This window comes from Alteromonas sp. LMIT006 (genome assembly GCF_024300645.1).
Lineage (GTDB): Bacteria > Pseudomonadota > Gammaproteobacteria > Enterobacterales > Alteromonadaceae > Opacimonas > Opacimonas immobilis.
In genome coordinates, this window is the sequence record NZ_CP101291.1 from 539,471 (window position 1) to 560,732 (window position 21,262).

A 21,262-nucleotide genomic window follows, 5' to 3' on the forward strand; every position below is an offset into this window, starting at 1 on the left:
AATGGTATACTTACCCTATTGTGATTTACATAACTGATGACGCCAATTGGCAAAGGATAATGAGATGATCAGTATTTCCGAAGCAGCTCAAGCACACTTCGTCAAACTCTTACAGAACCAAGAAGCCAACACCAACATTCGAGTATTTGTGGTGAACCCCGGTACGCCAAGTGCTGAATGCGGTGTATCTTACTGTACGCCAGATGCCGTTGAGCCCAATGATGTTCGCTTGCCATTTAATGGTTTTGATGCCGTGGTCGACCCTGAATCAGCCCCGTTTTTGGAAGAAGCTGAGATTGATTATGTGACCGACCAAATGGGTTCACAACTCACACTAAAAGCACCAAACGCCAAAGCCCGGAAAGTGGATGCAGACGCGCCACTCATTGAGCGCGTAGATTACATCATTACTACTGAAGTAAACCCTCAGCTTGCTTCGCACAACGGCAAAGTCACACTCACCGAAATTACTGAAGACGGTGTTGCGGTACTACAGTTTGGCGGCGGTTGTAATGGATGTTCTATGGTCGATGTCACGCTTAAAGAAGGTATTGAGAAGCAATTGTTGGAACAATTCCCAGGTGAGTTAACCGGCGTGAAAGACGCGACTGAACACCAAGCTGGCGAGCACTCTTATTACTAACCCCATTAGTTCAGGATGAGCCACAGATGCGTCCCGGATATTAATATTTCATTCAACGACACGGCGCCAACCCCAAACGGAGTTGGCGCATTTTTTTGTATGGTTTACTAACCTTTCGTTTTGGGCTGTTGTGCATCATGCTTGAGTATGGTGTGAGCTCGCTAGCCACCGCTGGGATTGCTCCTCTATTTGCCGGATTTGTATTAGCAATATACGGTTATTTGGGCATATTTGCGTCGCGCTTTAATCGGTTGCTTTGATTGTGGTAATACATAGACAACAAGTGTCCACCCAACGTGGTTCCTCGCGTCACCTGTAGCCCTAACAACGCAATCCATAAAGCCATATTCCCCGCCCCAAGTGATAACAACTGCATCAGCCAATACAGGCCAAAAAAGCCAAACAAGGCACTAATGAACATACTATTGCGCATAATATCTCCACGCGTTAGCCCAATGTAAATCCCATCTAAGCAATAACACCAGTGCGCCAAGAAGGGTAGCGCGACCATGATCCAATAATAGGGCTGTGCTGCAACAATGACGAGTGGTTGATTGGTCAACAGCGACACAAACCAAGGATACCCCAGCGCCATTACAAGCGTAATCGCAACGCCAAAGATATTAGACCAAATCAGCGATACACCAATATCTTCCCATAAACCATTGCGATTCTTTGCCCCTTCACGCTCACCAATCATAGCTTCGATGGCATAGGCTATACCATCTAAACCCAGAGCAATGAGCACAAAGAACTGCATTAAAATCGCGTTTACGGCGGCCGCTTCCACGCCATAGCGCGCGCCTTGATAAGTCAAAAACGCCAAACACGCCTGCAACATCAATGCACGAATAAATAGATCTCGATTTAAGCCTAGCAGTCGGCGAAATGCGGACAGCGTGAACCAATCGCTTGATAACCTCGCTGTGTTGTCCTTGAGGTGTAAGTTGGCAATGCAATACAGACTTGCAAGCAACATGCACCATTCAGCGACGACGGTGGCAATCGCGACGCCGTTCACCCCCAGATCAAACCCAAACACAAAGACAATGTTCAAGATGATATTCAACACATTAATACCCACCTGAATCACCATCACCGCGCGGGTTTGTTGCTGGCCCACCAAATAGCCAATCACGACTAGATTCGCCAGGGCTATGGGTGCATTCCAAATCCGAATGACAAAATACTCAGACAAGCTTGATTGAGCGAGTGTTGGCAGGTCAGTGATGTGCTGCATGAGTTGTAGCAAGGGGGGATGACATATAGCGAGTAATATCCCTACGGCAAAAGCAAATAGCAAGCCACGGGCGAGATCATCCCACTCACCTTGTGATGCCTTCGCCGCCTCCCGCGCCCCTTTTTGCTGGGCAGATAAACCAGTCATAGATTGACGCATAAATCCACATAACCAAAAAATTTGTGCAATCAAAAACGCGCCAACAGCTGTTCCCGCCAAAAACTGTGCATCGCCCAAATGCCCAAGCACCGCGGTATCCACCAAGCCCAGGATCGGTTGGGAGACATTGGCCAAAATCATGGGCAAAGCCAGGGCGAGTAGGGTGCGGTGTCTGGTTGGTAGTGTCATAGAAAAAAGTGTGCGTTAGGTAACATCTGTACCTCTGTCTTTGAGAATGAATTGTCGAAGTGTTTTCTCACTTCTATTCAGTCAATTTATTCTGATAGCTTATCCTTCGTTATTTTTACATCCCCGTTAGCACTTCTTCGCCAAAACGACGCCAAGATTGACCCGTTAATATTCATCACAGGACCAAATCTCGCAGGTGCTAAACCCATGGTTGCAGTTTTTGCCATCTCCACCGCAATACCCGAGGCTAAGCCAGAGTTTTCATACCTAATTCAAACGCAATCGCACGCGCCGATGGTTCATCCATTTTTACTAGCTTTGCGGCACCATAGCCCAAGATTAAACCAAGGATGTTTTGCAGGGCGACCCATACGATAAACGCAAAGCCAAGCGTGATCAAGTTATCCCGCCCTGCGGCAGTAATCACACCAATGATCACCACAATCCACACCATAGAAACCAAAGGCGTGTTGCGGTGACAATGGGGACTCACACATTAGTGCAAATGCTGATATGAACAGAAAATTGAATAGAAGATACGATTGAACATCATAAATTTATGAGATAGATTGGGGATACTTAACACGTCGGAGGTTATTACCCAGTGGCAAAACACCAAGTTCGATATTGGTTCGCTATATCCTTGTTTATCTCATTACTTAGTATTCATTCTCTGGCATTCGCGCAGAATGACAAAAAGTCTAAAAAGCAACTCGACAACGCCGTCATCCTGCAATACCACCACGTTGCGGCTAACACCCCGGCCATTACCTCAACGCGCCCCGATGTGTTTGCCGAGCACATGGCGTACTTAGCCGAGCATTATCATGTGATGCCACTGAAGGCGATGATTGAAGCTTTGCAATCAGGACAAAAACTACCAGACAAAACCATCGCCATTACCTTTGACGATGGCTATGCCAATATTATCGAAAACGCCCACCCGATCATGGCGCAATACGGCTTTCCTTATACCGTGTTTGTCAATCCTCCCGCCATTGGTGTGGCTCGTAATCAGCTCACTTGGGAGGAGATTGAGATAATGGAGAAGCAAGGGGCGGATTTTGCCAACCATACCCTTGACCATTTGCACATGTTGAACCGCTTAGACAATGAATCCGATGAAGCCTGGCTTGATAGAGTAGTCCGCAATGTAGAAGAAGCCGAGCGCCAGCTGACCGAAAAAATCGGCTATTCTTTGAAATATCTAGCCTATCCTTTTGGTGAATACAATACTGAGCTCAAAAATACGCTAACCGAGCGGGGGTATGTGAGTTTTGCCCAGTACTCTGGTGGGGTAGCGAGTTTTAGTGATTTTGGGGCAATTCCGCGTTTTCCGGCAGGCGGTCGCTATGCTAATTTGAACACCCTCAAGACCAAATTGGCGAGCCTTGCATTTCCGGTATTGAGTAACAGTATTTCTGATCCTGTGGTGGTTGATCCAATGCCAACGAGCATGAGTTTAACCCTAGATAATAAGGATTTCTACATGTCGATGGTGAGCTGTTTTTGGCAAGGTGAGCGCATACAAACCACACGAGATGGGAATGTATTGACTATACCGTTGCCTGAACAATTTCCGACCGGACGCTCGCGGATCAATTGCACTGCACCGAGCAAAAAGCACACGGGGCGTTTTTACTGGTATTCACAGCCGTTTTTTAAGGCACGTGCCGACGGGTCTTTTCCTGATTAGCTAAGGGCTTTTCCAGATTAGCTTAAAGCTTTCTCCCATTAGAGGGCGTCCGCCTAACCACCAATGATCGCAGGTAAATCCGCTAAGATTTGAGCGGTATCACTGATCGCGATTTGACCGGGTATGTGTTGTGGTTTAAACCGACCAATGACATTACCATCTGGATTGATGACAACGACCGAACCAGAGTGGTTCACCAAGTAATTTGGTTTGGAGGTATCATCGCTCATCGAGTACATCATGCCCATGCTGCGAACCAAAGGATATAACTCTTTATGCTCACCTGTTGAGGCGATAAATTCTTCGTTAAAAAACGTGACATATTCTTTAAGTCGTTGTGGGGAATCGCGTTTGGGATCGACGGATAGAAACCATACCTGAACCGGGTGCTCTGAGGGAATATTCGCAATCTTAGGAAAGGCGCGGCCCAATTGAGCAAGCGTTGTGGGGCAGATATCCGGACAAAAAGTATAACCCACAAATGCCAACGTCCAGTGACCTTGCAAATCCGCATTGGTCATTGGCTGCTGTTCATGCGTGATGAGATTAAAATCGACTAATTGACGCGCTTGTGGGTACCACTGCATGTACTGTGTGTCTGCTTGTTTAGTCTGAGTATTTGATGCTTGTTCTGGGCCCTTGGCTTTTTGGGAAATACTATACAAGGCAAAACCAACTATTAATGCCATCACGCCAAATATGACGTATAAGACACTGCCTCGCTGATGGGTTAATGATTTCATAGAGTTATCGGTACGTAATGGTCTATTAACAATACCACAAACAATAACATCAAATGAATAATTGAATACTTAAATGTCGCCATCGCAGTACCTGTCTCTGGGTGATATTTTAACTTCCAAGCGTAATATACAAAGCCAAGGTTCAATGCAGATGAGCCAATCAAATACAACATATCCGACATGCCAATTAAATATGGCATGACACCGATCACGCACAGTAATACTGTGTACAGCAATACGCAGGTTTTGGTGAATTCCACTCCGTGGGTCACGGGTAACATGGGTATCTCAGCTTTGGCGTAATCTTTTTCACGGTGGATGGCTAACGCCCAAAAATGTGGGGGTGTCCAAGTAAATATGATCAGCACAAGTAACAATGGATAAGCATGGATTTCGCCAGTTACCGCAGTCCAGCCTAGTAAGGGGGGTATGGCACCTGCTAGGCCTCCGATAACAATATTTTGTGGCGTTGCACGTTTCAGGTACATGGTGTAAATACCGGCATACCCCACTAAGCCTGCAAAAGTTAGCACCGCCGTTAACATATTGATCCAGACGGCTAAGGCTACAAAGCCCGCCACTCCCAGAGCAAACGCAAACCACAAGGCATTTTGTTTACTCACTCTTCCTTTGGCAATCGGTCGATTGATGGTGCGCGCCATTTTGGCATCAATATGTTCATCCACAACGTGATTGACCACCGCAGCTGCTGATGAAAGCGCGCCAATACCAAACAGACCAACCACAAGTACCAGCGGCTCGACCCAAGTCTCGGTTGCCAAGCACATACCGACTAACGCAGTGAGCAATAACAACAATACCACATTGGGCTTGGTCATTTCGTAATAATCACGCCAAACTGCGCGTTTAATACTAGAACGGTCTGGTTTGGCGAGAGAAACGGTATTGGCCATGAAAAACTCCTAGACTCTGCGATATAAAATATATGTAATCATGACCATTACCAGTAATAAACAGGCCGCAACCGCATTATGTAACGTGGCAACGGTTAAAGGTAATGAATACACGACATTGGAAATGCCCAAAGCGACTTGGACGGTTAACACCACTCCCATGGTGACCGCCAAACGGCGAATCAAATGAGAATGTGCTTGTGACCATAGGCGCAATGCTAACCACACAATATATGCGGTCACAATAATGGCGCCAAATCTATGCATGACATGCATGGTCATTCGGTCTTCATATGGATGCACGCCAAATTCGTAATTGTCTGCTTCTGGGATACTAAACGCCCCTGCAAAATTGAGTCGCTCGGTCCAATTACCTTCACAAATCGGTAACTCGGTGCACGCTAGCGATGCGTAGTTCGCTGAGGTCCAGCCACCTAACGCAATCTGTATGACCAATAAAACCATGCCCAACAGTGCCCAAGGAGCGGTTTTTCGCATGTGTTGGTTACTTGAGGGAATACTAAATGGGGTTAAACGCAAGTACAGCAAAAACAAGCATGATATCACTGTGAAACCACCCAGAAGATGCATCATCACTACCGCTGGCAGTAGATTAAGTGTCACGGTCCACATCCCTAGGGCCCCTTGAAAGCACACCATCAGCAATAAAAAAATAGGCAACTTTAAAGGCTGATTATGTTGACGTTTGAACAATGCCAGACCGGTGATGATGACAATAAACAACCCAAGAGTGGAGGCTGCATAACGGTGGATCATTTCATTCCAGGCTTTTTCAACTTCGACAGGACGTTCAGGAAATGCAGCATTGGCCGTATCGATGGTTTCTTGAGTCATGGGCACACCTACGTGACCATAACACCCTGGCCAATCAGGGCAGCCTAATCCCGCATCGGTTAAACGGGTGTATGCACCTAATACAATCACAATTAAAGCAAGTAAAATACTTGCAAGTGCCCACTTTCTCATACTTTTTATTTATCCTATTCTTGAGAGCTTAAGCAGTTTTTTGATATCGCTTAATAATGCGCGGCTGCCTTCAACTGCCTCCGATTCGTCTTCAAATGTTGGGTGTTTCAGCATGCCGTTATTTAATGTATCAACCACAAATATACCGTTTAACTCCACATTTTTAAACATGTCATTAACAATTTTTTGTTCGACATTTAACATTTGGATGGTATGAGGGCCTTCATGTGCGCCGAATCGAGTGTAAACATTCTGCCAAAAAGTGCTATTGAGCAATGACTTATGGCTTGATTCGGTACTAATCACAACGGGTACGACGCGTTCTACGTGCTTGCCAAGGGAGAGGTGAACTTGTTGCATCGCAAACAGAGTGTTTTCACATCTGAGATCACACTCGTCGGGTAAGACGTACACCATCCGCCATTTGGGCTCAGTTTCCGCCAGTACCGGAGTAAGATCTAGGACTGGGTTCAGTAATTCCCCTTTGTTGGTCACACCTCGGTTAAAAAAGTCCGTATCTAAGGCAATTTTTGCCAGAATCACCGGTAAAATGAAGACAATGGCAACGAGTATGAGAGATTTTTTATTATTGCTTTTGACTGGGGCTGACATTCGAACTCCTAATTATTATTTGCGTTTGCGCTTGGCTCCTAAACGCCAATAAATGACTACTAAAGCAATGGCTAATCCGTACCATTGTGCGGCATAGCCAAGGTGTTTTATCGCTGGCATCACGACTGGCTGCCAACGGCGTTTAAAAGCAACGTCGGTTTCAATTAAGGTCAGCATAAAAGGCAAAAGCTCTATACTACTGAACTTACTCAAACGGCCAAAATCGACTTCCTGTATGACTTTTGGGAACACGCCATCGTCAGTCGCAGTCTCTGAGACAAAACGATTCATACCAGGTATTGTGACCATTGCTTCTATATCGTTTATCTGTTCGGGTAGTACTATAATGGGCAGTTCATTGCGTAATTCAGGGGCTTTAATCCAGCCGAAATTGACGAGAACAGCCCCATATTGGGTTTGCATAGGCACGATCACTTCGTAGCCAACCTGACCTTCAAACTGACGATTATCCAATAAAAAAATACGATCACTTTGCACTTGGCCAGAAGCAAAGGTAGGCAAATCTCGAATATCTTCCTGATAATCGATGATCTCTTTTAATGAAAACCGAACCTGTTGTTGCTTTGCTTCAATTTGCGCTTCACGCTCCATTTTGGCGCTGTATCGTTGTGATTGCCATACTCCTAATGAACATAACGCAAGGAAAACAATTAGTACAACTAAATGTGAAAAAAATGTTAAACTCTTACCATCACTCACAAAATATAGCCTTGGATAATCATGTTATTAAAAATATTAGTTACTGGCTTATTGTTCTTTATGATTTTTAACCTGTTTAAAGCGATGCGTATCATGCTTAAACCAGGCAAAACAGATGAAAATATGTCTAAGTACATTGGTCGTCGTGTGTTAACTTCGGTAGGCATTTTTTTGATCATTATTCTCGCTGTTGCCACCGGCCTGATTGAGCCGAATCCTAGACCATACTAAGTAGACTTTAGATTAAAAAGCAGCGCCATTGCGCTGCTTTTTGCTTTCTTTTGAACGTTATAATATATATACAAAGATAAACAGCATCACCCATACGACATCCACAAAGTGCCAGTACCAGCTGCCCGCCTGAAACGCAAAATGTTCGTCCGGAGTAAAGTGCCCTTTTAGTACACGGAAGAACAACACAATCAGGATGATAGTCCCCAAAGTAACGTGCATCCCGTGAAATCCGGTTAATAGGAAGAAAGTATTGCCATAAATTCCCGAATCCAAGGTTAAACCTAATTCAGTGTATGCGTAGATATATTCTTCAACCTGTAAACCCAAGAAGATGACACCGAGCAAAATCGTCACACCCAGCATCCAAGTAAGCTGTTTGCGTTTATTTTGTTCTAAACCAACATGTGCATAGTGCAAGGTGACGGATGAGACTAGCAAAATCAATGTATTGACAAGAGGTAAACCGAACCACCCCATTGGCGATGTCTCAGTACCGCCAGGCGTTTGCACCAACGGCCACATTGCTTCAAAACTCGGCCACAATACTTCATTGGTCATGGCGTTGTTTGATGCGCCACCGAGCCAGGGGATCGCAATCATTCGAGCATAAAAGAGCGCCCCAAAGAATGCCGCAAAAAACATCACTTCAGAAAAAATAAACCACGCCATTCCCTGTCTGTAGGAGCGCCCTAGCTGAGCGGAATACAGCCCAGCCATACTTTCATCAATTTGATTCTTGAACCAACCGGTCACCATGACAATTAAGGTAATAATACCGACAGTTAGAATATAACCACCGTAACCTTCTTTGCCCTTGGTCATTTCAACCGTGAAGTTCGCTGCGCCTACGGCAATAAGAAACAGTGCAACTGCTCCGACAATAGGCCATATACTGGATTCTGGGACGTAATATTTTTCGTATTCTTGCTGTTGTGCCATTCTTTTTCTCCTTTACTTTGAACCCATAGCTGCTTGTGCTTTAGCTACGCCTTTTGCCGCCTCAGTGACGTCATACAAAGTATATTGCACGGTAAACTGTTCGATATCTTTCGGTAATTGAGGATCGATATAAAACTGCATTGGCATTAATGCCTCTTCCCCGGATAGAAGGGGTTGATTGTTGAAACAAAAACATTCAGTTTTATTGAGATACAAGGCAGCTGTACCTGGTGATACAGACGGTATTGCTTGCCCAATAATATCGCGCGACGCGGGATTTCTGACATAAAACTCGACGGTATGCAGCTCACCAGGATGAACCTTGATGCGTTGGGTATTGGCTTCAAATGCCCAAGGCATACCGCGCATGGTTTTGGTTATGAACTCAATAGTTACTTCGCGTTCTGTATCGATAACAGGCGCAGAATACACAGCTGCAGTTTCGTTGGTTTTGCCATTGATACCTGTTAGATCGCAAAATACATCATACAAAGGTACCAAAGCAAAACCGAAACCGAACATACCAAGAACAATGCCCACTAATTTCACCACCAAACGCGAGTTTTCTTGTTCTTGTGGTGTATTTGATGGGGTGTGTTCTTGATTCATAAATCCTACTCCTAAACCTGTATCAATTACTTAACTACAGGTGGTGTATCGAAGGTGTGATAAGGGGCTGGTGATGGGATTTCCCACTCTAGACCCTCAGCACCATCCCAGACTTTGTCTGATACTGGTTCACCCTTGTGGCGACACGCTTTGATTAACAGAGCTAAGAATATCAACTGTGATAAACCAAATGCGAAACCGCCTACACTGATCCATTGGTTAAAGTCTGCAAACTGCAACGCGTAATCAGGAATACGACGTGGCATACCCGCCAGTCCAACAAAGTGCATAGGGAAGAACAGTAAGTTGACTGAAATCAATGAACACCAGAAGTGCCATTTTGCCAATGTGGTATCAAACATTACGCCAGTCCACTTTGGTAACCAGTAATATGCTGCAGCCATAATTGAGAAGACGGCACCTGATACTAATACATAGTGGAAGTGTGCAACGACAAAGTACGTGTCGTGATACTGGAAATCAACCGGAGTGATCGCAAGCATCAAGCCAGATAAACCACCAATGGTAAATAAGACGACGAATGCAATAGCAAACAACATCGGCACTTCAAATGTCATTGAGCCACGCCACATGGTTGCCACCCAATTAAAGACTTTGACGCCGGTTGGTACCGAAATCAACATAGTGGCAAACATAAAGAACATTTCAGCTGCCACCGGCATACCTGTGGTAAACATGTGGTGCGCCCATACAATGAACGACAGCAACGCAATAGATGCGGTCGCATACACCATTGAGGCATAACCGAATAATGGCTTGCGCGCAAACGTTGGGATAATGTGTGAGATGATACCGAACGCCGGTAAAATCATAATGTACACTTCGGGGTGCCCGAAGAACCAGAAGATGTGCTGGAACATGACGGGGTCACCACCACCGGCGGCATCAAAAAAGCTTGTGCCAAAGTATTTATCGGTGAGTACCATAGTCACTACACCGGCCAACACTGGCATGACCGCAATTAACAAAAACGCCGTAATCAGCCACGTCCATACAAACATTGGCATCTTCATCCAGGTCATACCTGGTGCACGCATATTCCAGATTGTTACCACAACGTTGATGGCACCCATGATGGATGAAATACCCATAATGTGCACCGAGAACACAAACAAGGCAGTCGAATCAGTACTATAAGTGGTAGATAGCGGTGCATAAAAAGTCCAACCGAACGCTGGGCCACCACCTGGTAAAAACAGTGAACTGATCAAAATCGCAAAAGCAAATGGTAAGATCCAGAAGCTCCAATTATTCATGCGTGGCAAGGCCATATCTGGTGCACCAATCATCATTGGGATCAACCAGTTTGCCAAACCTGTAAACGCCGGCATGACTGCACCAAACACCATGATCAAGCCGTGAACCGTCGTCATCTGGTTGAAGAAGTTCGGATCAACGATTTGTAAACCAGGTTGGAATAACTCGGCACGAATGACCATCGCCATCGCACCACCAGTTAAAAACATTATAAAAGAGAACCATAAATACAAAGTACCAATATCTTTGTGGTTCGTGGTGAACAACCAGCGCTTTATGCCTTTAGCAGGACCATGATGATGGTCATCATGGTGCGCATCGTGCTCAAGAGTATCAGTTGCTGTGCTCATTGTGTGCTACTCCTAATTACCATTTGCTACTGCGTGGATGTCTTTGGCTTGAACCACATCCCCAGTGTTGTTACCCCATGCGTTACGCTGGTAAGTAATCACTGCTGCAATTTCAGATAAAGTTAACTGTTTAGAAAATGATTGCATGGCTGTACCCGTGACACCATTTAATAAGATATCGATGTGTTTTGGCTGGTCGTTCAATGCGATGTTACTGCCTTTTATAGCAGGAAATACACCTGGAAGACCTTCACCGTTTGGCATGTGACATGCGGCGCATTTCGCCATGTAGACCTTTTGTCCGTTTTCCATTAATTCATCTAAAGACATATTCATGGCCAACAAACGTTCTTCTTCTGCTTGTGCTTGAGCGATAGCTTCGAGCTTCTCATCGCGCCACATGGCGTAATCATCAGGAGACTTGGCAATAACAACAATTGGCATAAAGCCGTGGTCTTTTCCGCAAAGCTCTGCACACTGTCCGCGATATACACCTGGTTCATTAACCATAGTCCAAGCTTCATTAATAAATCCTGGGTTAGCGTCTTTTTTAACAGCAAAGTCCGGTACCCACCATGAATGAATCACATCATCCGAAGTGATTAAGAAACGGACTTTTTGCCCAGTGGGAATGACGAGAGGACGATCCACTTCTAACAGGTAGTTTTCACCTTTAGCAAACTTGTTATTGATTTGCTCACGCTGAGTGGCAAGGTTTGAGAAGTAGTTGATACCACTGTCCATGTACTTATATTCCCACTTCCACTGCGAACCTGTTACTAATATGGTCAAGTCCGATTCAGAAGTATCTTCCATTGCAATCAAAGTTTGTGCTGCAGGTATCGCCATCAAAACCAAAATAACAAACGGCGCGACTGTCCAAGCGATTTCTACTTTGACACTCTCATGGAAGTTAGCCGGTTTAACGCCTCTTGATTTGCGGTGACGAATAATGGAAACAAACATCACACCAAACACAATTACGGCAATGCCGACGCAGATCCAAAACATCAACATGTGCAAGTCATAAACTTGCTGGCTAATATCTGTAACGCCTTGTCGTAAATTCAAATCGCTTCGCCCCGCACTCTCTGCTGTGTCCGCCAAAATAGGCACACTTGCTAACACAGAACAACATGCGAGGAAAAATTTAGTGAGTTTTTTCACTCAACACCTCCGCCGATTTTTAAGATAAAATTTAAGTTTGTAAATAATAAGAATGGACTTGTAAACTTGAAACCTTTCTTTTGTTAAGTCTATGTTAAATGATGTTTACATGTTGAGCAATATGTTTATTTGAATTAAATTTGAAAAATGATCCTTTTTTGTACACCTTCGCTCAAAAATTAAAAAAAAACCGCAAAACGTTATATTTTGCGGTTTGATATTGATCTATAAAGGTATTTAAAATATTACATCCAGTCGGCTGAGCGAATGACTCCTACTGCAATGCCCTCAATATTGAACGCTTGTTCGGCTAAATCGACGACAATCGGCTTAAAGTCTTCGTTTTCAGCGTGTAAATACACATATTGCCCGGATTTCTCAAGTCGTTTAACTGTCACATCATCTTCAACCCTTGCCACAACAACTTGCCCATTGTGTACATCCTGAGTCTTGTGTACCGCCAAAAGATCGCCATCTAATATGCCAATGTCTTTCATACTCATTCCGCTGACCCGTAATAAGAAATCCGCATTGGGTCGGAAAAGATCAGGATCGACTTGATAGTGGGACTCGACATGTTCTTGCGCCAATAAAGGTTCGCCTGCTGCAACACGTCCTATCAACGGCAAACCGCTCTCTTCGGGTTCGTCCTCCAATGGCACATTCAGCTTGATCCCTCGTGAGGTACCTGACAAAATCTCAATAAATCCTTTCTTGGCGAGCGCCTTGACGTGCTCTTCAGCTGCATTAGGTGACTTAAACCCCAGTTGCCGTGCAATCTCAGCACGAGTGGGAGGCATTCCGGTTTCAAGGATGGATTGCTTTATCAGATCCAAAATCTCTTGCTGGCGTGGCGTAATCGGTCTCATCAGTCACCTGTTCATTAATACAGTTACTGGTAGTATATCCAGTATATTTCAAAATGCAACCTTCTAAGAAACTCATTGCTAGATATGCAGGTTGACCTTGCGTATAATTCTCCCAAATTTAGATATAGGAACCGATTTATGCGCTGGTGGCGTAAACTCTTTGCTTTTTTACTGTATTGGCCAATGCGAGTTCTGGTTAAAGCTCATACCATTCCTGCTCAAGTCCAAGATGAGCTGCATATCGACTCCGAAAAACCGGTTATCTATTTATTACACACTCGGTCCATAGCCGATTTACTTGCACTTGCCTTTTCTGCACGCAAAGTTGGCTTGCCAAGCCCATTAGCAAGTCAAATATTACCGGGGACTGACATTAAGTACCCTAGAGCATTGTTCCTTCATACCACGATGCCAGTGTTTGGCAAAAAACCGCGTAAAACGGATATAGAACGTCAATTTACTGAGCTATTTAATATCCATCGCCAGCATCCTGACATGGATGTTCAATTTGTCCCAGCCTATGTTACTTGGGGGCGTGCGCCAGAAAAAAGCAAGCCAAATTTTAGCGATCTCGTCGTCGATGTTGCCTCACCCAGCTGGGTACGCAAACTATTTATCGTGATGTTTTTGGGACGCGATAACTTCGTTTCCTACTCTAGAGCCGTCTCTTCCAAATTCATGTCCGACCAACATGGTTCAGATGAGCACATCGCCAAAAAGTTATTACGAGTAGCCGCCACCCACTTCCAGCGCAAACGACAAGGACTAACTGGCCCCACGTTACTCGAGCGACAAACCTTACACAGTGCTGTTGTGGGTGCAAAAGCAGTAAAACTTGCGATGCGCGAAGAAGTGCGAAGCAAAAACATCACGCCAATGAAAGCCAAACAACTTGCCCATGATTATTTAGATGAAATCGCCGGAGATTATCGCGAAGGATTAGTGCGTTTTGCAGACCGGATTCTCACTCCAATATGGAACAAGATCTACAATGGGATCAGTGTCAACAACGCGGCCACTGTGCGTGAGCTCGCCCGCAATGGCCATGAAATAGTGTATGTACCCTGTCACCGTTCGCACATGGATTATCTGCTGCTCACCTATGTCATCTATCACGAAGGCTTGGTCACACCCCATATTGCGGCAGGTATCAATCTTAATTTTTGGCCTGCAGGACCGATTTTCCGCAAAGCGGGCGCTTTCTTTTTACGTCGTAGTTTTGCGGGCAACAAACTGTACACAGCCGTGTTCAGAGAATACCTAGAACTGCTCTTTAACAAAGGTTACTCCGTCAAATATTATCCGGAAGGCGGTCGCTCACGCACGGGACGTTTGCTTCCTCCCAAAACCGGTATGCTGGCCATGACGTTGCAAGCCATGCAAAAAGGTATTCAGCGCCCTGTGAGTATTGTGCCGGTTTACATTGGCTATGAAAACGTCATGGAAGTGGGCAGTTATATGAAGGAGCTTCGCGGCAAGGCCAAAAAGAAAGAATCTCCGCTTCAAGTACTGTCCGCCATCAAAAAGCTCCGGAACTATGGTCACGGCTATTTGAATTTTGGTGAGCCCATTTTGTTGAACCAATTCCTCGATGAACACGCTCCAGAATGGTCTTTACCGAACGACGAAACAGACAAAAAACCAAGCTGGTTATCACCCGCCGTCAATCGCCTTGCTGATGATGTCATGTTAGAAATTAATAAGTCAGCGGCAATTAATGGCATGGCATTAACGTCATTGTGCTTGCTTGCTTCTAAAACCTATAAAATGAGTGAAAACGAGTTGCGTCAAGCCATTGCTGATTATCTTGATTTGTTTCGAGCTGTGCCGTTTTCGACCACTGCAACGATCCCAGATGTTGACGCGGACACATTGTTACAAAGCACATTGTCCCTCAAACGTTTTGCAGTAGACAAAGACGATTTTGGCAAAATGATCGCTCCATTGCCTGATAAGGTAGCTGCGTTGACTTATTATCGCAATAATATTATTCACCTTTTTGCGTTACCCAGTCTTATTATGGCGTTGGTATTTAGTGGCGCCGCCACCAGCAAGTCAGCCATCATAAACACTGTCAAAATTGTCTATCCATTATTGCAAAAAGAGTTATTTATCTACCTTAGCTTAGCAAATGCATTGGCCATGACCGAGCGTTTTATTGAACAATTTATTGCACAAGGGTTATTACTGGAAGGCAAACAACTGACCGCACCTAGTGCTTCAAGCCCTGCTTTCCATTCAGCATGGTTACTCTCTCGCGTGATGCAAGATACTTTTCAGCGCTATGCCATCGTCTTGCATGTATTAAGTATTCACAAGCAGATCTCACGCAGCGCCCTGGAAAAAGATGCCCGTAAAATCGCCGAGCGGTTATCGGAGCTGTTTGGGGTAAGTTCACCGGAGTTTTCGGACAAAAATGTCTTTGCTACGTTGATCAACGGATTACGTGAAAATGAATTGGTAACTTCGAACGAGCAAGGCTCCTTGATGCTGAATGAAGCCTCAGAAAACCTGCAAGAATTAGTGGATAAGTTGGTGTGGCCAGAAGTGGTGCAGCATTTGGAGAAGCTGGATTAACACTTAATAACTGGCTTTGCGGTCGCTTTTATACAAGCGCCATGCGAAGCCAGCGCCGAAGCTGTAACTGATATCCTTTTCAAATAATGGACTATCGCGATTCGCCGCACCCTGATTAAAATTAATGATGCCACCGACAAATCCTCTAAGGTTATCCGTTAATTCCAAGGATAACCCCACGGTAAACTTTGACCCTAAATAACCAGAATCTGACTCGTAAAGCGGTCTTTGTTCAGTGACGAACTGAGGTTCGACATCATAAAAAACACTATGCACCCCCTGTGTTGCAAATGTTGCCCCAAGTCGTACGGTCAAAGCGGAGTGAGAGAACCAGCGTCCACGCTGCTGCCAGACCAATTCGGGCTCAAAAACATAGCCGTGATGTTTTAGCTTAGAAAAATCAGTGCTAGAAACTGCACGTGCTTGCAAAATAGCTTTCAGACGTCCTACGCCTCCGCCCTTGTATTGCTTATCTACAACTAGATAAGTTGCTTGTGGACCGACTTCAAAAAACAAATCTAAATCAGGCATACCCTCTCTGATGGATTGATCATCGCTATCCGATGGAAAGGCAAGACCTAAAGACACATCAAATTGCCAGCGATTCGTCTCTTTCACGACAGCTTGTGCTTGACCGTCACCAAAGCGAAATGTATCTCCACGATATATGACATAAGGTATCATCAGAACAACGAGATCAGTCTCAGCGGAAGCCGGATAATCAGGAGAAACACCCGCGCCACCAGCCAACCCCCATTCCCATAAGGGTAGCGCTTCGTCAGGATTTTCAAATCCGGTCAGATCTCGGGCGACATTTTTTTCATCACTCAAAGTAAAAGCTGAGAACAACAAACAGAGTAAATAAACGAAAACTTTCATGTTGTGAGTCACAAGTGGAACTAATAACTCACCTTAACAACGTTGAGTGACATTCTTATGAAGCATTACGCGAATGTTTCAGCATGCAGAGCTATCTGGCCAAAAAGTAACGATACGCCGGATCAGCAGTATGCTCTTGATACGCAAACCCAAGTTCGGCTAAATGCGATTCAAATTCTTGTGAAGCATCATCTGGCAGATTAAAGCCAACCAAGACCAAGCCATCGGCCGCCCCGTGGTTGCGATAATGGAACATGGTAATGTCCCAACGCGCGCCAAGCGTATTGAGGAATTGTAATAATGCACCGGGATACTCGGGAAACTCAAAGCCGAACACTCGCTCATTGATAGCGATTGGGGGCTTGCCGCCGACCATGTGACGCACATGTAATTTGGCTAATTCGTTGTTAGACAAGTCCATCCATTGATAGCCGTGCCCAGTCAATTTGGTCGTGATGGCCTGATACTCTGCCATGCCACCTTTGAGCTTAATCCCAACAAAGACATGTGCCTTGTCCGCACTGGCAAATCGGTAGTTAAACTCAGTAATCAGTATAGAGCCCAAGGTTTCACAAAACGCCTTAAATGCCCCGGTTTCTTCTTTGAGTTCAACGGCTAAGACAGCTTCTTTGCCTTCCCCTAACTCACAGCGTTCTGAGACATAACGCAACGTGTGAAAATTGATATTCGCACCACACAAAATACCTGCGACATTTTTACCTTGATTGTCACTTGCGTATTTACGGATTGCCGCAACCGACATCGCACCCGCAGGCTCGGCAATGACGCGAGTATCATCAAAAATATCTTTAATGGCGGTGCAGATTTCGTCATTGGTCACTGTGACCACATCGTCCAAATACGCCTGGCACAAACGAAAGGTCTCGGTACCGATGGTTTTGACCGCCACACCATCAGCAAAAATACCCACACTGGGTAAAGTTACTGGTTGACCGGCATCAAGTGCCGCTTTAAGGCACGCTGATTCATCGACCTCTACACCGATGACTTTGATAGTTGGATTGAGTTCTTTGAGATAAACGGCCATGCCAGCAGCTAAGCCACCACCACCGACCGCAATGTACACCACCTCTAAATCAGGGCATTGTTCGAGTAACTCACGCGCGACAGTGCCTTGTCCGGCGATGACATCTGGGTCATCAAACGGAGGGATCAACGTCATTCCCAGCTCAGAAGCTAACGTTTTGGCTCTATGGGATGCGGCATCAAAACTGGTTCCGTGCTGGACAATAGTGACATACTCTCCACCAAAGTTGCGCACCGCCTCGACCTTAATGTCTGGGGTAGTCTCCGGCATCACAATGGTGGCTTTAATTTGCTTGCGCTTGGCGGCATACGCCACACCTTGTGCGTGATTACCAGCAGAAGCTGCGATCACCCCAGCATCCAGCTGCGCTTGTGAAAGTTGAGCGATGCGATTGTAAGCGCCGCGAAGTTTAAAAGATTTTACCGGTTGCTGATCTTCACGCTTCAGAAATACCTGCTGTTGAAGGGTTTCTGATAAACGTGTCATCTGCATACAATCAGATTGCACCGCCGCCTCATAGACAGGGGCTAATAAAATCTTTTTTAAATACTCGTTTGCGCTTACTGTCATGTTAGATATCTTCTACCTTACTTGGATCGCGGACCGCGCCTTGGTCAGCACTGGTTGCCAACATCGCGAAAGTACGCAATGCAAGTGATACTTTTCGATCACGATTAACTGGCTTATAAGGACGTTCACGTGCCTCCATTGCCACGCGACGCGCCTCTAACTCGGCATCGGATAACGCAACATTTAAAGTGCGGTTCGGGATATCGATTTCGATCGTATCGCCGTTTTCGACCAATGCCAAGCCACCACCAGAGGCGGCTTCTGGAGAACAATGACCAATAGAAAGGCCAGAGGTACCACCGGAGAAACGACCATCTGTGATCAAGGCACACTCTTTGCCAAGACCTTTGGATTTGAGATACGAGGTGGGATAGAGCATTTCTTGCATACCTGGACCTCCTTTGGGGCCTTCATAGCGAATGACTACGACATCACCTGATTTGACCTCATCATTGAGAATACCTGCAACGGCATCGTCTTGATCTTCATAGACACGCGCAGGTCCGGTAAATTTCCAAATCGACTCATCCACACCAGCGGTTTTAACAATACAGCCGCGCTCAGCAAGATTACCAAACAACACTGCCAAACCACCTTCTTGTGAATAAGCGTGTTCCACTGAGCGAATACAGCCATTTTCACGGTCGGTATCAGCTTCATCCCAGCGGCAATCTTGACTAAATGCCTTAGTGGTGCGGATTCCAGCTGGGCCGGCTCGGTAAAATTTGTCCGCATCTGGATTATCCACAGTGATATCCATAGAGGCGATTACTTCAGCCATCGGCTTGCCCAGTACGTGGTGCGCATCGCCGTGCAATAAACCGGCTTTGTGTAATTCGTTCAAAATCGCCATTACGCCACCGGCACGGTGTACGTCTTCCATGTGGTACTTAGGTGTGGCTGGCGCGACTTTTGATAGATGCGGGACTCTGCGCGACAAACGGTCGATATCATCCATCGTAAACGGTACTTCACCCTCAATCGCAGCGGCCAACAAATGCAAGATCGTATTGGTTGAACCGCCCATGGCAATGTCTAAGCTCATGGCATTTTCAAACGCATTAAAGTTGGCAATATTGCGTGGCAGTGCCGTTTCATCGTCGTCACCATACCAACGCTGGCATAACTTAACAATTTCTTTACCGGCTTGGATAAAGAGCTGTTCGCGATCGGCGTGAGTGGCAAGCATCGAACCATTGCCTGGCAAGGATAAACCTAACGCTTCGGTCAAACAGTTCATTGAGTTTGCCGTGAACATGCCTGAGCACGAACCACAAGTCGGGCACGCTGAGCGTTCGATTTCTTCTGAATCGGTATCGGATACTTTATCATCTGCCGCGGCCACCATAGCATCGACTAAGTCCAGCTTTATGATTTGATCAGAAAGCTTAGTTTTCCCAGCTTCCATTGGACCACCTGATACGAAGATCACAGGGATATTTAAGCGCATGGCTGCCATGAGCATTCCCGGTGTGATTTTATCGCAGTTAGAAATACAGACCAAGGCATCGGCACAATGCGCATTACACATATATTCCACCGCGTCGGCAATGACTTCTCTTGATGGTAACGAGTACAACATACCAGCATGGCCCATGGCAATACCATCATCCACTGCAATGGTGTTGAACTCTTTAGCCACACCGCCAGCTTCTTCAATGCTACGGGCGACCAATTGTCCCAGATCTTTTAAGTGCACATGCCCAGGTACAAATTGAGTAAAGGAATTCGCAACCGCTATGATGGGCTTGCCAAAATCCCCATCCTTCATTCCTGTGGCGCGCCATAATGCACGGGCACCGGCCATATTGCGACCTTGAGTCGTTGTTGCTGAACGTAGTTTAGGCATTGCTATTACTCTTTTTTAAAACTTATTTATATACGGGTGTTAACCAATTCCACTTGTCTTCGGTGGTACCGTTAAACAAGCCGAAAAACATATCTTGCACTTCTTTCGTGATGGGACCGCGACCGCCGTTGCCAACGGCAATGCCATCCACACTGCGGACTGGCGTGACTTCAGCTGCGGTGCCACACATAAAGATTTCATCAGCAAGATACATGGATTCACGCGGAATATTTTCTTCGCGAATTTCATAGCCTAATTCTTTGAGAAGCGTCATACAGGTATCGCGAGTAATACCTGGTAAAATCGCCGCTGTTTTTGGCGTCGTCATTACTACTTTATCACGAATCACAAAGATGTTTTCACCAGCACCTTCGGAGACGTAGCCATTGACATCTAGTGCAATGCCTTCGCCATACCCATGACGTCGCGCTTCCATTGAAATCAATTGCGATGATAGGTAGTTACCACCGGCCTTTGCACCGGTAGGAAGGGTATTGGCAGCCAACCGGCTCCACGATGAAATACCTGCATCAACACCAGACGTTAACGCTTCCTCACCTAAATACGCACCCCATTCAAAGGCGGCGATGCTTAGCTCAGTTTCTTGACCAAATGGCACCTGTATTCCCATACCTAAATCACCGTAAAAAGCGATTGGACGAATGTAGGCCGATTTGAGCTCGTTGGCGCGGATGATATCCATCGTCGCTTGATTGACTTGGTCGAGCGTGTAAGGGATGGTCATGCGATATATTTTGGCAGAATCGAATAAACGACGATTGTGATCATTTAAGCGAAATACACACGTACCTTGATCCGGCGTATTGTAAGCGCGGATACCTTCAAATACCGATGAACCGTAGTGAATTGCGTGCGTCATGACATGCACAGTCGCATCTCGCCATGGCATGATTTCACCGTTAAACCAAATTTTTTCTGCTGGGGTTTTAGCCATTTTCTGTTTCCTGTAGAGGGCTAAGCAACCTTGCT

At 45.6% G+C, this 21,262-nt stretch carries 20 protein-coding genes; 4 read left to right on the plus strand and 16 right to left on the minus strand.

Features of this window, described 5'->3' with window-relative positions:
- Positions 1-64: 64 nt before the first annotated feature.
- The gene (gene nfuA, locus NLG07_RS02505) at positions 65-643 is read left to right on the plus strand and encodes a Fe-S biogenesis protein NfuA (protein ID WP_254856140.1); all 579 of its coding nucleotides are present in this window, start codon (positions 65-67) and stop codon (positions 641-643) included.
- Positions 644-860: 217 nt separating this feature from the next.
- Here nfuA and NLG07_RS02510 read toward each other — a convergent pair whose 3' ends face one another.
- Together NLG07_RS02510 and NLG07_RS02515 are read right to left on the minus strand one after the other, a co-directional pair.
- The gene (locus NLG07_RS02510) at positions 861-2,231 is read right to left on the minus strand and encodes an MATE family efflux transporter (RefSeq protein ID WP_254856141.1); all 1,371 of its coding nucleotides are present in this window, start codon (positions 2,229-2,231) and stop codon (positions 861-863) included.
- A gap of 247 nt (positions 2,232-2,478) precedes the next feature.
- Positions 2,479-2,724 carry a hypothetical protein gene (locus tag NLG07_RS02515; RefSeq protein WP_254856142.1) on the minus strand — a complete coding sequence of 82 codons (246 nt, stop codon included), beginning with the start codon at positions 2,722-2,724 and terminating at the stop codon, positions 2,479-2,481.
- A gap of 111 nt (positions 2,725-2,835) precedes the next feature.
- On the opposite strand from NLG07_RS02515, the gene NLG07_RS02520 reads away from it, so the two are divergent.
- The gene (locus NLG07_RS02520) at positions 2,836-3,927 is read left to right on the plus strand and encodes a polysaccharide deacetylase family protein (RefSeq protein ID WP_254856143.1); all 1,092 of its coding nucleotides are present in this window, start codon (positions 2,836-2,838) and stop codon (positions 3,925-3,927) included.
- Positions 3,928-3,980: 53 nt separating this feature from the next.
- Here NLG07_RS02520 and NLG07_RS02525 read toward each other — a convergent pair whose 3' ends face one another.
- The 5 genes from NLG07_RS02525 to NLG07_RS02545 are packed head-to-tail and all read right to left on the minus strand — an operon-like array spanning position 3,981 to position 7,903.
- Positions 3,981-4,670 carry an SCO family protein gene (locus NLG07_RS02525; protein WP_254856144.1) on the minus strand — a complete coding sequence of 230 codons (690 nt, stop codon included), beginning with the start codon at positions 4,668-4,670 and terminating at the stop codon, positions 3,981-3,983.
- Positions 4,667-5,584, minus strand: a complete 918-nt coding sequence (gene cyoE, locus NLG07_RS02530) for a heme o synthase (RefSeq protein WP_254856145.1) — start codon at positions 5,582-5,584, stop codon at positions 4,667-4,669. The genes NLG07_RS02525 and cyoE overlap by 4 nt, the downstream gene beginning before the upstream one ends.
- Before the next feature lie 9 nt (positions 5,585-5,593).
- Positions 5,594-6,571: a heme A synthase gene (locus tag NLG07_RS02535; RefSeq protein ID WP_254856146.1), complete on the minus strand. Its 978-nt coding sequence runs from the start codon at positions 6,569-6,571 to the stop codon at positions 5,594-5,596.
- Between the two features lie 9 nt (positions 6,572-6,580).
- Positions 6,581-7,183: a hypothetical protein gene (locus NLG07_RS02540; protein ID WP_254856147.1), complete on the minus strand. Its 603-nt coding sequence runs from the start codon at positions 7,181-7,183 to the stop codon at positions 6,581-6,583.
- Between the two features lie 15 nt (positions 7,184-7,198).
- Positions 7,199-7,903, minus strand: coding sequence for an SURF1 family protein (locus NLG07_RS02545; protein WP_254856148.1), 705 nt, complete (start codon positions 7,901-7,903; stop codon positions 7,199-7,201).
- A gap of 21 nt (positions 7,904-7,924) precedes the next feature.
- Between NLG07_RS02545 and NLG07_RS02550 the strand changes: the two genes are divergently transcribed.
- A complete protein-coding gene (locus NLG07_RS02550) occupies positions 7,925-8,134 on the plus strand; it encodes a DUF2909 domain-containing protein (RefSeq protein ID WP_254856149.1) in 210 nt (69 codons plus the stop codon).
- A gap of 57 nt (positions 8,135-8,191) precedes the next feature.
- On the opposite strand, the gene NLG07_RS02555 is transcribed toward NLG07_RS02550, so the two are convergent.
- The 5 genes from NLG07_RS02555 to lexA form a co-directional block, all read right to left on the minus strand.
- The gene (locus NLG07_RS02555; RefSeq protein WP_254856150.1) at positions 8,192-9,076 is read right to left on the minus strand and encodes a cytochrome c oxidase subunit 3; all 885 of its coding nucleotides are present in this window, start codon (positions 9,074-9,076) and stop codon (positions 8,192-8,194) included.
- A gap of 12 nt (positions 9,077-9,088) precedes the next feature.
- Positions 9,089-9,685, minus strand: coding sequence for a cytochrome c oxidase assembly protein (locus tag NLG07_RS02560; protein ID WP_254856151.1), 597 nt, complete (start codon positions 9,683-9,685; stop codon positions 9,089-9,091).
- A 26-nt stretch (positions 9,686-9,711) separates the two neighbouring features.
- Positions 9,712-11,313: a cytochrome c oxidase subunit I gene (gene ctaD, locus NLG07_RS02565; RefSeq protein ID WP_254856152.1), complete on the minus strand. Its 1,602-nt coding sequence runs from the start codon at positions 11,311-11,313 to the stop codon at positions 9,712-9,714.
- A gap of 12 nt (positions 11,314-11,325) precedes the next feature.
- Positions 11,326-12,441: a cytochrome c oxidase subunit II gene (gene coxB / locus NLG07_RS02570; protein WP_254856789.1), complete on the minus strand. Its 1,116-nt coding sequence runs from the start codon at positions 12,439-12,441 to the stop codon at positions 11,326-11,328.
- A 284-nt stretch (positions 12,442-12,725) separates the two neighbouring features.
- Positions 12,726-13,349, minus strand: coding sequence for a transcriptional repressor LexA (gene lexA, locus NLG07_RS02575; RefSeq protein WP_254856153.1), 624 nt, complete (start codon positions 13,347-13,349; stop codon positions 12,726-12,728).
- A gap of 138 nt (positions 13,350-13,487) precedes the next feature.
- Between lexA and plsB the strand changes: the two genes are divergently transcribed.
- Positions 13,488-15,926, plus strand: a complete 2,439-nt coding sequence (gene plsB / locus NLG07_RS02580; protein ID WP_254856154.1) for a glycerol-3-phosphate 1-O-acyltransferase PlsB — start codon at positions 13,488-13,490, stop codon at positions 15,924-15,926.
- 3 nt (positions 15,927-15,929) lie between these two features.
- On the opposite strand, the gene NLG07_RS02585 is transcribed toward plsB, so the two are convergent.
- From NLG07_RS02585 to NLG07_RS02600, 4 genes are all read right to left on the minus strand, one after another.
- Positions 15,930-16,805, minus strand: coding sequence for a MipA/OmpV family protein (locus tag NLG07_RS02585; protein WP_254856155.1), 876 nt, complete (start codon positions 16,803-16,805; stop codon positions 15,930-15,932).
- Positions 16,806-16,896: 91 nt separating this feature from the next.
- Positions 16,897-18,423: a threonine ammonia-lyase, biosynthetic gene (gene ilvA / locus NLG07_RS02590; RefSeq protein ID WP_254856156.1), complete on the minus strand. Its 1,527-nt coding sequence runs from the start codon at positions 18,421-18,423 to the stop codon at positions 16,897-16,899.
- A gap of 1 nt (position 18,424) precedes the next feature.
- Positions 18,425-20,272, minus strand: coding sequence for a dihydroxy-acid dehydratase (ilvD, locus tag NLG07_RS02595; RefSeq protein WP_254856157.1), 1,848 nt, complete (start codon positions 20,270-20,272; stop codon positions 18,425-18,427).
- A gap of 22 nt (positions 20,273-20,294) precedes the next feature.
- Positions 20,295-21,227: a branched-chain amino acid transaminase gene (locus NLG07_RS02600; RefSeq protein ID WP_254856158.1), complete on the minus strand. Its 933-nt coding sequence runs from the start codon at positions 21,225-21,227 to the stop codon at positions 20,295-20,297.
- Positions 21,228-21,262 lie beyond the last annotated feature (35 nt).

Bases quoted from the DNA above. Each gene is read 5' to 3' on its own strand.
- ctaD (WP_254856152.1), bottom strand. From the start codon at position 11,313: ATGAGCACAGCAACTGATACTCTTGAGCACGATGCGCACCATGATGAC.
- ilvA (WP_254856156.1), bottom strand. From the start codon at position 18,423: ATGACAGTAAGCGCAAACGAGTATTTAAAAAAGATTTTATTAGCCCCT.
- NLG07_RS02585 (WP_254856155.1), bottom strand. From the start codon at position 16,805: ATGAAAGTTTTCGTTTATTTACTCTGTTTGTTGTTCTCAGCTTTTACT.
- NLG07_RS02510 (WP_254856141.1), bottom strand. From the start codon at position 2,231: ATGACACTACCAACCAGACACCGCACCCTACTCGCCCTGGCTTTGCCC.
- plsB (WP_254856154.1), top strand. From the start codon at position 13,488: ATGCGCTGGTGGCGTAAACTCTTTGCTTTTTTACTGTATTGGCCAATG.
- NLG07_RS02540 (WP_254856147.1), bottom strand. From the start codon at position 7,183: ATGTCAGCCCCAGTCAAAAGCAATAATAAAAAATCTCTCATACTCGTT.
- NLG07_RS02560 (WP_254856151.1), bottom strand. From the start codon at position 9,685: ATGAATCAAGAACACACCCCATCAAATACACCACAAGAACAAGAAAAC.
- lexA (WP_254856153.1), bottom strand. From the start codon at position 13,349: ATGAGACCGATTACGCCACGCCAGCAAGAGATTTTGGATCTGATAAAG.
- NLG07_RS02525 (WP_254856144.1), bottom strand. From the start codon at position 4,670: ATGAAATCATTAACCCATCAGCGAGGCAGTGTCTTATACGTCATATTT.
- ilvD (WP_254856157.1), bottom strand. From the start codon at position 20,272: ATGCCTAAACTACGTTCAGCAACAACGACTCAAGGTCGCAATATGGCC.
- NLG07_RS02555 (WP_254856150.1), bottom strand. From the start codon at position 9,076: ATGGCACAACAGCAAGAATACGAAAAATATTACGTCCCAGAATCCAGT.
- nfuA (WP_254856140.1), top strand. From the start codon at position 65: ATGATCAGTATTTCCGAAGCAGCTCAAGCACACTTCGTCAAACTCTTA.
- NLG07_RS02600 (WP_254856158.1), bottom strand. From the start codon at position 21,227: ATGGCTAAAACCCCAGCAGAAAAAATTTGGTTTAACGGTGAAATCATG.
- NLG07_RS02535 (WP_254856146.1), bottom strand. From the start codon at position 6,571: ATGAGAAAGTGGGCACTTGCAAGTATTTTACTTGCTTTAATTGTGATT.
- cyoE (WP_254856145.1), bottom strand. From the start codon at position 5,584: ATGGCCAATACCGTTTCTCTCGCCAAACCAGACCGTTCTAGTATTAAA.
- NLG07_RS02550 (WP_254856149.1), top strand. From the start codon at position 7,925: ATGTTATTAAAAATATTAGTTACTGGCTTATTGTTCTTTATGATTTTT.